This window comes from Marinobacter sp. UBA2498, from assembly GCF_002341575.1.
GTDB classification, from domain to species: domain Bacteria; phylum Pseudomonadota; class Gammaproteobacteria; order Pseudomonadales; family Oleiphilaceae; genus Marinobacter; species Marinobacter manganoxydans.
Window position 1 is genome coordinate 76,663 of sequence record NZ_DDOI01000029.1, and the last position, 12,170, is coordinate 88,832.

The 12,170-nt window shown below is 58.9% G+C and carries 11 protein-coding genes; 9 read left to right on the forward strand and 2 right to left on the reverse strand.

The window, feature by feature from the left end:
- Positions 1–139 precede the first annotated feature (139 nt).
- Positions 140–667, forward strand: coding sequence for an inorganic diphosphatase (ppa, locus tag B2W52_RS02980; protein ID WP_008170949.1), 528 nt, complete (start codon positions 140–142; stop codon positions 665–667).
- Positions 668–750: 83 nt separating this feature from the next.
- On the opposite strand, the gene B2W52_RS02985 is transcribed toward ppa, so the two are convergent.
- A complete protein-coding gene (locus tag B2W52_RS02985) occupies positions 751–1,803 on the reverse strand; it encodes a DUF2333 family protein (RefSeq protein ID WP_014578424.1) in 1,053 nt (350 codons plus the stop codon).
- A gap of 7 nt (positions 1,804–1,810) precedes the next feature.
- On the reverse strand, positions 1,811–3,811 hold the full coding sequence (locus tag B2W52_RS02990) for a bifunctional diguanylate cyclase/phosphodiesterase (protein ID WP_273158157.1): 2,001 nt from the start codon (positions 3,809–3,811) through the stop codon (positions 1,811–1,813).
- A gap of 198 nt (positions 3,812–4,009) precedes the next feature.
- Here B2W52_RS02990 and B2W52_RS02995 point away from each other — a divergent pair, with 198 nt between their 5' ends.
- The 8 genes from B2W52_RS02995 (at position 4,010) to fis (ending at position 11,994) form a co-directional block, all read left to right on the forward strand.
- On the forward strand, positions 4,010–5,623 hold the full coding sequence (locus tag B2W52_RS02995) for a diguanylate cyclase (protein ID WP_008170942.1): 1,614 nt from the start codon (positions 4,010–4,012) through the stop codon (positions 5,621–5,623).
- Between the two features lie 316 nt (positions 5,624–5,939).
- On the forward strand, positions 5,940–6,380 hold the full coding sequence (gene aroQ, locus B2W52_RS03000) for a type II 3-dehydroquinate dehydratase (protein WP_008170941.1): 441 nt from the start codon (positions 5,940–5,942) through the stop codon (positions 6,378–6,380).
- A gap of 27 nt (positions 6,381–6,407) precedes the next feature.
- Complete coding sequence (gene accB, locus B2W52_RS03005) at positions 6,408–6,875, forward strand: acetyl-CoA carboxylase biotin carboxyl carrier protein (protein WP_008170940.1); 468 nt, start codon at positions 6,408–6,410, stop codon at positions 6,873–6,875.
- Positions 6,876–6,893: 18 nt separating this feature from the next.
- Positions 6,894–8,240, forward strand: coding sequence for an acetyl-CoA carboxylase biotin carboxylase subunit (accC, locus tag B2W52_RS03010; protein ID WP_014578428.1), 1,347 nt, complete (start codon positions 6,894–6,896; stop codon positions 8,238–8,240).
- A 2-nt stretch (positions 8,241–8,242) separates the two neighbouring features.
- Positions 8,243–9,139 carry a 50S ribosomal protein L11 methyltransferase gene (prmA, locus tag B2W52_RS03015; RefSeq protein WP_008170937.1) on the forward strand — a complete coding sequence of 299 codons (897 nt, stop codon included), beginning with the start codon at positions 8,243–8,245 and terminating at the stop codon, positions 9,137–9,139.
- A 61-nt stretch (positions 9,140–9,200) separates the two neighbouring features.
- Positions 9,201–10,457: a DUF3426 domain-containing protein gene (locus tag B2W52_RS03020; RefSeq protein WP_092030463.1), complete on the forward strand. Its 1,257-nt coding sequence runs from the start codon at positions 9,201–9,203 to the stop codon at positions 10,455–10,457.
- Between the two features lie 224 nt (positions 10,458–10,681).
- Complete coding sequence (gene dusB / locus B2W52_RS03025) at positions 10,682–11,680, forward strand: tRNA dihydrouridine synthase DusB (RefSeq protein ID WP_008170935.1); 999 nt, start codon at positions 10,682–10,684, stop codon at positions 11,678–11,680.
- Complete coding sequence (gene fis, locus B2W52_RS03030; protein ID WP_008170934.1) at positions 11,677–11,994, forward strand: DNA-binding transcriptional regulator Fis; 318 nt, start codon at positions 11,677–11,679, stop codon at positions 11,992–11,994. Before dusB ends, fis begins: the two co-directional genes overlap by 4 nt.
- Positions 11,995–12,170: the final 176 nt, after the last annotated feature.

Sequence of the window (12,170 nt, forward strand, 5' to 3'; positions counted from 1 at the left end):
GGAAAGCCCCGCCAGATAGCCGCGTGCACCCAACTCAACGACCAAGGTTTAGTTTCGAACTGCAGGATACTCCCGTATAATTGCGCCCACTTTTTAACCGCAGTTAAACGTACCTTTAACGTACCAGGAAGGATCGCACATGCAATTCGACAACATCCCCGCAGGCAAGAACCCGCCTGAAGACATCTACGTTGCTATCGAAATCCCGGCCAACAGCTCCCCGGTGAAGTACGAACTGGACAAAGACATGGGCGCCCTGCTGGTAGACCGCTTCATGGCGACCCCCATGTTCTACCCGGCCAACTACGGTTTCATCCCGCACACCCTGGCCGACGACGGTGACCCCCTGGACGTACTGGTTGTAACCCCCTACCCGATCCAGGCCGGTTCCGTGATTCGCTGCCGCCCCGTGGGTGTGCTGAACATGGAAGACGAAGCCGGTGGCGACGCCAAGCTGGTTGCAGTTCCCCATGACAAGCTGACCACCACTTACCATGACGTGAAGGAAATTGACGATCTGCCCGAGCTGCTGCGCGACCAGATCAAGCATTTCTTCGAGAACTACAAGACGCTCGAGCCCGGCAAGTGGGTAAAAGTGCAAGGCTGGGACAACGCCGACGCCGCCAGGAAAGCCATCGTGGATTCCGTTAACGCCTACAAAGGCTAAGCCGGACTCTTCTTGGTTTGATGGCATAAAAAAACCGGGCTTAGCGCCCGGTTTTTTTGTTTCTGGATCGAACTCTCCTGTCATCAGCCCCGGGACAGCAGGTCCCGCATGTCACTGATCGCCGAGTTGGCGCGGGAAAGGTAGGCGGCCATGGTCAGCGAGTGGTTGGCCAGTACGCCAAAGCCGCTGCCATTGAGAATCACCGGGCTCCACATTTCGCCCTGAGCGCCCTCAAGCTCGATGATCACCTGCCGTACGCTGGCCATGGCGTTCTTGTCCTGCAGCACTTTCCGGAAATCCACTTCAATTGCCCGGAAGATGTGCAGAAGCGCCCAGGAGCTGCCGCGGGCCTCATAGAAAACGTCATCAATTTTGGTCCAGGGTGTCTTCACGTCTTCTCCGGTCGCTTCCTCAGCAAGAGGATCACCGGAGTTCATGGTGATCACCGAGTCTGATACCGATGCCTTGCCGACACTCTCACCAAGTGTACGGGACAGACTTCCCAGGCGAGTCTCCAGGTCCGCCAACCAGTTGCTCAGGTTATCCGCTCGGGCGAAAAACTGGGCGTCGGCCTGTTCCGGGCTCGACAGCCGGTCAAGGTAACGCTTCAGAGCGGTAATACCCCGACGGTACTCGGCCTCGGTAGACGGGATTGCCCAGCTCTCGCTGTCGAAATGGAACTGGGGCTCGGCGATCGTCAGATCCCGATCTTCCGCGGACTGACTTTGCGAGCGGCTGATGTCTTTGCGCATGGCGCGCGAAAGATCCCGAAGCTGAACCAGAACGCCGTACTCCCAGTTCGGCATGTTATCCAGCCAGAGTCCAGGCGGGAAAATGTCGTTGGAAATATAGCCACCAGGCTTGTCTAACAGGGTTTCTGCGATACGAATCATGGTGACCGTGGTGGCAAAGCCGGTAATGGGCTCCCTTTCCATCGTGTTGGCCACCGACCTCGTGTGCTCGCGCACCGAGAAGGTGTCCGGCTCGCTGCTCCAGATCATGCCGAGCACCAGCGCCACCAGCAGGTAGACCACAACCAACGCCAGAATCAGTTTGCCAATTACGCCGCTGCCGCCGGCATAATCCTGAACATCGTCTTTCTTGTCCTTGAAGTACTGTCTGATTTTGCCTGGCATATGACTTTTAATCCCCTGTCTGTTGATTGTCAGCGGCAAACGGCCTGCCCAGATGGTAACCCATGGCCCCGTCGATACCCAGTTTACAGAGTACCGAGTATTCCGCGGCAGTTTCCACTCCTGTGGCGAAGACTTTCACGCCACGACTGTGAGCGATGGCCACCACAGACTCAAGGTAGAAGCGGTTATCTTCATGGGTGTCGATATTGTGGATGAAGCTGTTGTCGATACGCAGGGCCTGAAACCTCAGATTTCTCAGGTAACTGAACGGTACGCCTCCCACCCCGAAGCGGTCGACCAGTACCGGAACACCGAGTCGCCCCAACGCCCGGACCAGTAGGCCCACCGCGGTCCGGTGGTGATGGATTGCCTGTTCTGAAATACCGATCCAGAGATTCCTTGCCGGCGAACCAGCCTGCCGCAGCTGGTCCAGCAAATCCGTGCGAAATGCCTCGCTGGCCACGGAGGCATTACCAAGCGAGACCGCCAGCGGCTGATCCGGGCTCTGTTTCAGGCAATCGAGCACCCGCTGGACCAGCAGACGATCAAGTTCCGAGATCAGCCCGAAACGCTCAGCCATTGGTACAAAAGTGCCTGCCTTCAAGGCCCCTTCGGCGGAATCGATCCGGGAAAACACCTGATGATAGACCGGCATGAGCCGGCCCTCGTTCACCATAGGCTGGAGCCACAGCGACAGGGCCTGCCGGCGGATCGCCTGACTGATAATCACCCGCCAGGTTTCGAGGTTGTGATGGCCGTCTTTCTCAGGGTCAGCCAGATGGCAGCCACTCTCGACCCTGCTCTGGGCAGCGCGCAATGCTTCGTCCGCGGCCGCCATCAGATCCCGGGCACCACGCCCCTCAAGGGTTCTCGCCAGCCCGGCATGAACAGAGGTGTCCATCGGCGAAGCAAGATCTGCATAGACCCCATCGAGGTCCGTGACCAACTGACGACACCAGACACCGGCATCAGCCGGCATCGCACCGGGCAGAAAAATGGCAAATTCGGCGCCCGTTCGGCGCCCGGCAAACGACCCGGCATGCTGCATGACGAATTCGCCAATCCAGGTTGCTACCCTCAGCAGCAACCGGTCGGCCTCGCTCCGGCCATAGGCCTGGTTATATCCCGAAAAGTCGGCCAGTTGAATCAGCATGAGAATTCCGGGTGCCGCCTTTTCCTCGGACTCCACCTCCACCTTCAGGCGCTGGTCGAAGGCACTCCGGCTGGCCAGCCCGGTGACCGAATCCTCGTTGTTTACCCGGCGCAGGTGCTGAATGAGTTTCGCCTGGCCTTCGAAGAGCTGGCCGAGGTCATCCGCCATCCGGTTCATGGCGTCGGTCACCTGATTGATCTCGCGGGTCGACTTGATAGAGACCCGCCTCCTGAAATCCCGCTGCCCGAGGGCCTTTGCCTGATCCTCCAGTGCATGAAGCGGGCGCAGGGTACGACGAAGCAGAAGGAAAACCGCAAACAGTCCAATCCCCCCGATGACGGCAGTACTGGCAGTCAACCCGACGGTGATTCGCCAGAGGTCCTCATAGGCGCGACCGGGATGGCTGATTACCTGCACGGTTCCCAGACGGCTCCAGCCACGGACGACTTCTGCCTCGGCAACTGGCAGCGGAAGATCTGCGAGGTCGCGGAACCAGGCGGGGACAGCCACTTTATTGAGCGTCATGGCCCGACCGGCAACCTGCTCGCCCTGATGATTCAGATAGCTGACTGACAGGTAGCGGCCACTATCAAACACCGCATCAATGAGGGAGGCGGAGGCGACCGGATCGCGGCCGTCGATGGCATTGGACAGGGACAACCCGATGGCCGTGGCCCCGTCACGGGCATGACCTGCCAGCTGATCCGAGACATAGTCCCGGAAATAACCGTAGCTGGTGATAAACACCGCAACCAACAGGGTAACCAGCAGACTTCCGGTCAACACCAGAAGCAGGGTTCGCAATGTGACCGCACCCTGTTGCGTCTGCTTCAGGGGGATGTGCTTCCGTGCCATGGGGAGCTTCTCCGCATTGGCTGTGAGCCAGCCGGCCAGGTGTTTGTGACCTGCACCGCAGAGTTGACAAACATTTACATAGCGCAACCTACGCCGACAACATTAAACACTATAGACTCTGCAAAAGGACTAAGGTTGAAAAATCGTCCACACCGGGAAAGGACGACCAATAATGAAAAAGAGACAGGCCCGAGCAACATGAACGACGAAAGCCAGAAAGAAAAACTCAGGCAGCATTTCGCACGCCGTGTGACAACCCAGGCCCGGGTTGTTCTGGATACCTGGCAGAAAATTCACGAGGACCGGGACAAGGCTTCGGCCCACCGCAACGAGTTCGCCGCGGCTACGGACAAACTGGTGCGCTACGCCCAGCGGTTTGAAATGGACAGCCACGCCCGGGCCGGTCAGACCACGCTGGCGCTGATCAACCAGTGGGAACCCGGATCTGCCCTGAACGAGAGCCTCGAGCGACAACTGCAGGATGCCATCGAGACCTTGTCCCAGAGCACTCTGCGCAGGACCGACCTCAACAGTTCTGAAGCGCCCCACCAATTTCGTCGAACCCCGGTTTACATTGCCCTGGCCAACCAGGAAATGGCAGCCCGCCTGATCCGGCAGCTGGAATTCTTCGGCTTCCGGGCATCCGCTTTTGCCAATGCCGATGAACTGACCGAAGCCTGCGCACTGCACAAGCCGGAAACCATCCTGGTAGACGTCAATTTTGGCGGCTCGCCCAATGCCGGCATTACCACCATCGAACGCCTGCAGGAACGACACGATACGCCGATTCCGATTATTTTCATGAGTGACGAGGACGGTTCTATCGAGACCCGTCTGCAGGCTTCCCGCTGCGGCGGGGAAGAGTTCTTCTACCCTGCTGTCGATCCGGGGCAACTGATCGAAAAGATCGAGACCTACACCCACGGCAACACCGTGGAGCCCTACAAGGTCCTGGTTCTGGATGATTCCCGGGCCCAGGCGAAATATATGGAAACGGTTTTGAAGAAAGCGGGTATGACCGCCCACATCATCACCGACCCGATGCAGATCATCCACGCCCTGGAGGAGTTCTCGCCGGAGATCATCATCCTGGACATGTATATGCCGGGCTGTACGGGCATGGAAATCGCCCGGGTGATCCGCCAGCAGGACCGTTTTCACAGCGTGCCCATCATTTACCTCTCGGCCGAGGAAGACGTGACGAAACAGCTCCATGCCATGAGCCTGGGCGGCGACGACTTCCTGACCAAACCGATCGACCCGAAACACCTGATTGCCACGATCCACAATCGCGGGCGACGCGCCCGCTCGTTGCTGGCCCTGATGATTCGCGACAGCCTGACGGGCCTGTTCAACCACACCCACACCCTCCACCTGCTGGACCAGGAGATCGTGCGGGCGCGCCAGAAACAACAGCCGCTGTGCTTTGCGATGATCGACATCGACTATTTCAAGAAGGTGAACGATACCTTTGGCCACCCGATCGGCGACCGGGTACTGCGCAGCCTGTCGATGTTCCTCAAACAACGCCTGCGCAAGACCGACCACATCGGACGCTACGGTGGTGAGGAATTTGCCATCATCCTGCCCAACACCCGTCCGAGCGATGCCCGGAACGTTCTCAATGAAATCCGGGAGCGATTCTCCGAGTTGCAGCAACCGGCCGGCGACCGGGAATTCAATGTCACCTTCAGTTGTGGCATCGCAGCCTGGGACGACGACACTTCCCAGGCACTGTGCGAGCGGGCCGACCGTGCGCTGTACAGCTCCAAGGAGCTTGGCCGCAACTGCGTAACCCTGGCAGATTCCTGAATCCGGGCCGTGCCGCGGCCCGAATCCCTCCCCCCAGACTTTTCAGACAATTTTCGGTCGGGCATGGCTCAGTCACTGCCCGGCTGCTACCTTTTATGAAACCAACGTCGTATGGAAGTTCGTTCCGCCGTTCACGACAATGATTGTCATCAGCGGAAAGATCCCGTTTCGATTCATTTGCCGGCTTTTTACGACCAATGGACAACAGGAACGATTGTCAAAAAGTGTTGATCTGAACAAAACAAGCACGCACCATTGGGGGAACATGCCGTTAAAATCGGCGATCCTGTAAAAAGACATCAAGGCAGACAGAACCATGTCGACAATTCTCGTGCTCCACGGACCCAACCTCAACATGCTCGGTACCCGCGAGCCGGAGGTCTATGGTTACGAGACACTGGCAGACATCGACGACCGGTTGCGCTCACTGGCAGCAGAGCATGGGCATCATCTGCTGCACCTGCAATCAAATGCCGAATACGAACTGATTGAGCGGGTTCACGAGGCGCGGGCGGAAGGCGTGGACTTCATCATCATCAACCCCGCCGCCTTCACCCATACCAGCGTTGCCCTGCGCGACGCCATGCTGGCCTCGGGAATTCCATTTATAGAAGTGCATCTTTCGAACGTGCATGCCCGGGAACCGTTCCGGCATCACTCCTATTTCTCGGATATCGCCGAAGGCGTTATCTGTGGGCTGGGTAGCCAGGGGTACGACCTCGCACTCCAGGCAGCCCTGAAACGCATTCACCGATAGACCTGACAAAACGGGACTGGACTGACTATGGATATTCGTAAAATCAAGAAACTGATTGAGCTGCTCGAGGAATCTGACGTCGAGGAGCTGGAGATTCACGAGGCCGACGATTCGGTACGCATCTCCCGCCGGCGTGAACCGGCTGCCGGCACCCAGTACGTGAGCCACTACCCTGCGCCAGCGCCTGCCCAGCAGCCAGCTCCGGCGCCGGCAGCGTCCGCTCCGGCTTCGGAAGAGTCCTCTGCGCCAGCGGCCCCGGCCGGACACAGCGTGAAGTCTCCCATGGTAGGCACTTTCTATCGCTCACCCTCGCCCACCGCCAAGGCGTTTGTGGAAGTTGGCCAGACCGTCAATGTGGGTGATGTCATCTGCATCGTGGAAGCCATGAAGATGATGAACCAGATTGAGGCCGACAAGAGCGGCACCATCCAGGACATCCTGGTCGAGAATGGCCAGCCGGTTGAGTTTGACCAGCCCCTGGTCGTCATTTCCTGAACGCGGTGATAGCTACTCATGGCCATGTTAGAAAAAGTTCTGATCGCAAACCGGGGTGAAATTGCCCTCCGGATTCTGCGCGCCTGCAAGGAGCTGGGCATCAAGACAGTGGCAGTGCATTCCCAGGTCGATCGCGACCTGATGCACGTACGGCTTGCCGACGAGTCTGTCTGTATTGGCCCGAACAGCGCGACCGACAGCTACCTGAACATCCCTACCATCATCAGCGCCGCCGAGGTAACCGATTCCGTGGGTATTCACCCCGGCTACGGCTTCCTTGCCGAGAACGCCGATTTTGCCGAACAGGTGGAAAAGAGCGGGTTCCGCTTCATCGGCCCCAAGGCCGAGACTATCCGGCTGATGGGCAACAAGGTGTCCGCCATCAACGCCATGATCAAGGCCGGCGTTCCGACCGTGCCGGGCTCCGATGGCCCGCTGGACGACGATGAAGAGCGGACCCTGAGGATTGCCAAGGAAATTGGCTACCCCGTCATGATCAAGGCGGCTTCCGGTGGCGGCGGCCGCGGGATGCAGGTGGTCCATTCTGAAGCGGCCCTGCTCAAGGGTGTCCAGATCACCCAGAGCGAGGCCAAAAATGCCTTCGGCGACCCGACGGTTTACCTCGAGAAGTTCCTGGAAGCCCCGCGTCACGTGGAAGTGCAGGTACTTGCCGACATGCATGGCAACTGCATTCACCTGGGCGATCGCGACTGCTCCATGCAGCGCCGGAACCAGAAGGTAATAGAGGAAGCACCGGCTCCGAACATCAATCCGGAATCCCGGGAACGCACCCTGAAAGCCTGTACCGATGCCTGTAAGGAAATCGGTTATGTGGGCGCCGGTACGTTCGAGTTCCTGTATCAGGACGGCGAGTTCTATTTCATCGAAATGAACACCCGTGTCCAGGTAGAACATCCGGTCTCCGAGATGGTCACCGGTGTTGATATCGTCCGCGAACAGCTCCGCATTGCCAGCGGCCTTCCGCTGCAATACACCCAGGACGACATCCGGATTTCCGGCCACGCCATGGAGTGCCGGATCAACGCCGAGGATCCGAAAACCTTTATCCCCAGCCCCGGCAAGGTTAAACACTTCCATGCCCCGGGCGGTAATGGTGTGCGGGTGGATTCTCACCTGTACAGCGGTTACACGGTTCCCCCCTACTACGATTCCCTGGTGGCCAAACTGATCACCTGGGGCGACGACAGGGACATTGCCCGGCGCCGGATGAAGAACGCGCTGGACGAACTGGTGGTCGAGGGCATCAAGACCAATCAACCACTGCATCGGAAACTGGTACGCGATGGTGGCTTTAAACAGGTAGACTTCACCATCCACTACCTTGAGAAACTGATGCGGGATTAATCATGCCCTGGATACAACTCCAGATCCCGGCTGATCCGGACAACGCGGATCAGCTGGAGGATCTGCTCATGGAGATGGGCTCTGACGCCGTCTCCATGGAAGATGCCGCCGACCAGCCCCTCTATGAGCCGGACCCCGGCACCACCCCTTTATGGAGCCAGACAACGGTGACCGGGCTGTTCGATTCCGGCCGGGATATCGAGCAGCTCTGCGCCGATATCCGGGATGCCTGGCACCAGCAAACCCAGCAGGCCCTTCCGGAAATCGACGTCACTCTGGTTGAGGACAAGGATTGGGAACGGGCCTGGATGGACGATTTCCAGCCCCTGAAATTCGGCGAGCGGCTCTGGATCGTCCCGAGCTGGCATGACGCACCTGACCCGGATGCGGCGAATCTGATGCTGGACCCCGGTCTGGCCTTCGGTACCGGCACCCATCCAACCACGGCCCTCTGCCTCGAATGGCTTGATGGCCAGGATCCCCATGGCAAGCAGGTGATCGATTACGGCTGTGGCTCCGGCATTCTCGGCCTTGCGGCCCTGCTCCTTGGCGCAGACCATGTGATTGGTGTCGATACCGACCCGCAGGCCCTCGAAGCCAGCCGGGAAAACGCCCGCCGCAACGGTGTCGAAGACAGCAAGCTGGACCTGTTCCTGCCAGACAACGAGCCCGAGACCAAAGCCGACATCATGCTTGCCAACATCCTGGCCCAGCCCCTGATCGGCCTTGCTCCCCATCTTGCCTCGCGGACCAGGCCCGGCGGCGATCTGGTGCTGTCCGGCATCCTGTCTAACCAGGCCCGGGAAGTAATGGCCGCCTATGAGCCATGGTTCGTCATGGACGAGCCCGAGCAGCGGGAAGAGTGGATACGCCTCACAGGACGGCGCCACGACAGATGACGAAACCGGTCTTAACGACTAAACTCCGAAACTCGTAGCCTAGTCGCTTTCAGGAAGAAGCATGACCCAGAGCAGCCTGCAGACACAGTGCCCGAATTGCCAGACCCGCTTCCGGGTAACCGAAGAACAGCTTGGCATTGCCAAGGGCAAAGTGCGCTGCGGGAACTGCATGAAGGTGTTCAATGCCATTGAGCACCAGGTTATCCCAGGCGGTGGCGAGAAACCACGAACCCCCGCCACCCCGGCACAACCCGCAGGTGCATCATCGCCTGCCGGCTCTACCTCCGGCTCCGGCGTCAGCGAGGAGGATTTTGTCTTCGCCGATAACCCGGAAGAAGATGCGGCGGAAGGGCCTTACGCCGGCACCAAGCTGACCTTCTCCGATGACGAGTTAAGCGATAGTTTCCGCAGCTTTGATGAGCGCGACGAAACAGATTACAAAGACGCTGACACCGACGGCCCCGATGAGCAAGTCGATGAGAGCTGGGCCGAAGCCATTCTTCAGGATGACGAGCCAGCATCCCGAAAACCTTCTGCCCCCCAGCGCCCCGAGCCTGCCCCCGAACCGGAACCTGAAGACACCTCTCCCGAACCGGAGCCGAGGCCAGCACCTCGCCCTGAGCTGAGCCTGGAGGAAGAACCGGTGTTTGAGCAGACCGGAACACCCTCCTCCGCGGCGACCGGGCCGGCCAAAGATTCTGATCCGTTCGATGACTTTGTGGACGAATCCGGTTTCGATTTTGATGAGCCGGAGCGACCGGCCGACGCGTTCCATGCCGACCCGCCCTTCCGGGATCTACGCCGGGAGCCGGTTGCTGTCGATTCCGGTGGAAGTGGCGTCCGCACGATCGTGTGGAGCGTGATTGTACTGGGTCTGATCGGTGTTCTGATCGCCCAGGTAACCTGGTTCCAGTTCGATCGACTGTCGGCCATCCCCGAGCTGCGCCCCTTCTATGAGAAAGGCTGTGAACTGGCCGGCTGCGAACTCAAACCGCTGATCAATGTGGAAGCCATCCAGAGCCGGAAACTGGTGGTGCGAACCGATCCGGATAATCGCTCGCAACTGGTGGTCGATGCCGTGATCATTAACCGGGCCGACTTCGAGCAACCCTTTCCCGCCATTGCCCTCACCTTTTCCAACCTGAATGGCGATGTGGTGGCACAGAGTCTGTTCACGCCTGAGGAGTACCTGGCCGGCGAAGGTCGGGAGCTGGACGCCATGCCCACGGATACTCCCGTTCGCATTGCCATCAACATTCGGGATCCGGGCCGTGACGCGGTGAATTACAACATCCTCTTCCGCCCCCACGCACCCTGATGCCGTAAGCAAGTATTCACTCGACAGCCATTCCCGACGGTCATCGTACAGAACAAAAGTCAACCAGAAAGGGCGAAAAATAATCAGTTTTTTCACCGCCCAGCCCCTTCAATCATTGTCCACCCGGCGGTATCATTACCGCCCTTCGGATGCTGGATCGGTTACTTATTGAACAACCGCTCAGCCCGACCTTTGCTTAACCCGCTGTGACACGGACTCAGATCATGCTGCCAACGGCAAAAATCGGGCCGTACACTTTGCCCAACCCCTTGATTGTTGCGCCCATGGCTGGCGTGACAGACCGCCCTTTCCGTCTTTTGTGCCGGAGGTTGGGCGCGGGTCTGGCGGTGTCGGAGATGGTCATAGCGGACAGCAAACTCTGGCATACGCGCAAATCACAGACCCGCCTGAACCATGAAGGCGAGCCTGAGCCCCGCTCGGTGCAGATTGCCGGCGGCGATCCGCAAATGCTGGCCGATGCCGCCCGTCAGAATGCGGAATTCGGCGCCCAGATCATCGACATTAATATGGGCTGCCCGGCCAAGAAGGTCTGTAACAAGGCCGCCGGTTCCGCCCTGATGAAAGATGAAGCCCTGGTTCGCGACATTCTGGAGTCGGTGGTTCAGGCGGTTGATGTCCCAGTCACCCTCAAGATGCGAACCGGATGGGACCGGGAAAACCGCAATGCACTGGTTATTGCCCGAATGGCGGAGGATGCCGGCATTCAGGCAGTGGCCATTCACGGTCGGACCCGTGCGGACAAATACGAGGGCAATGCCGAGTACGACACCATCGCCGATGTGAAATCCCGCATCAGCATTCCGGTGTTTGCCAACGGGGATGTTACATCGCCTGAGAAAGCCCGGGACGTCCTTCGCCATACCGGCGCCGACGGCCTGCTGATTGGCCGCGCTGCCCAGGGCAGCCCCTGGATTTTCCGGGAAATCCGGCATTTCCTGGAAACCGGTAGCCACATGGCCGCACCGGAGCTTGATGAGGTCGAGGAAATTCTGACCGAGCATCTCCAGGCGTTGCATGCTTTCTATGGTGAGACCATGGGCGTGCGTATTGCCAGAAAACACGTGGGCTGGTACCTGCAGTCCCACGATCCGGGTAAACAGTTCCGCAAACGCTTCAACGCGATCGACGATGCGCTGGAGCAGAGAGACACGATTCAACGGTATTTTGCAGGCTTACGAAATGGAGAGGTATTCGCAGCATGAGCGCTGAGACTTTGGCAAACGACAACCTGAGCACCCCGGCCAACGATGATATCCATCAGTTGCAGACGGTGAACAGCAGCGGCAACACCGTCACCCTGCGCGACAGCGTTGAGGTCGCCCTGAAAAACTACTTCGCCCAACTGGACGGCGCTCCGGTGACCGAGGTCTACCAGCTGGTGCTTTCCGAAGTGGAAGCCCCGCTGCTTGAACAGGTGATGAAATACACCCGCAACAACCAGACCAAGGCCTCCACCATGCTGGGCCTGAACCGCGGGACCCTGCGCAAAAAGCTGAAGCAGTACGGTCTGCTATAATCCAGACACCCTGATTTGAAGAGGGCCTCCCGGACACCATTCGCGAGGCCCTTATTCGTTCATCTCCAGCGAAGAAAGTGACCCATGGCAAACCAGGCTAACACCTCCGTCCGTCGCGCTTTGATCAGCGTGAGTGATAAAACCGGCATCGTCGATTTCGCCCGCGCCCTCGCCGC

What these genes read in the sequence shown, in the direction of transcription:
- ppa (WP_008170949.1), top strand. Translation starts at nt 140, where the DNA reads ATGCAATTCGACAACATCCCCGCAGGCAAGAACCCGCCTGAAGACATC.
- B2W52_RS02985 (WP_014578424.1), bottom strand. Translation starts at nt 1,803, where the DNA reads ATGCCAGGCAAAATCAGACAGTACTTCAAGGACAAGAAAGACGATGTT.
- B2W52_RS02990 (WP_273158157.1), bottom strand. Translation starts at nt 3,811, where the DNA reads ATGGCACGGAAGCACATCCCCCTGAAGCAGACGCAACAGGGTGCGGTC.
- B2W52_RS02995 (WP_008170942.1), top strand. Translation starts at nt 4,010, where the DNA reads ATGAACGACGAAAGCCAGAAAGAAAAACTCAGGCAGCATTTCGCACGC.
- aroQ (WP_008170941.1), top strand. Translation starts at nt 5,940, where the DNA reads ATGTCGACAATTCTCGTGCTCCACGGACCCAACCTCAACATGCTCGGT.
- accB (WP_008170940.1), top strand. Translation starts at nt 6,408, where the DNA reads ATGGATATTCGTAAAATCAAGAAACTGATTGAGCTGCTCGAGGAATCT.
- accC (WP_014578428.1), top strand. Translation starts at nt 6,894, where the DNA reads ATGGCCATGTTAGAAAAAGTTCTGATCGCAAACCGGGGTGAAATTGCC.
- prmA (WP_008170937.1), top strand. Translation starts at nt 8,243, where the DNA reads ATGCCCTGGATACAACTCCAGATCCCGGCTGATCCGGACAACGCGGAT.
- B2W52_RS03020 (WP_092030463.1), top strand. Translation starts at nt 9,201, where the DNA reads ATGACCCAGAGCAGCCTGCAGACACAGTGCCCGAATTGCCAGACCCGC.
- dusB (WP_008170935.1), top strand. Translation starts at nt 10,682, where the DNA reads ATGCTGCCAACGGCAAAAATCGGGCCGTACACTTTGCCCAACCCCTTG.
- fis (WP_008170934.1), top strand. Translation starts at nt 11,677, where the DNA reads ATGAGCGCTGAGACTTTGGCAAACGACAACCTGAGCACCCCGGCCAAC.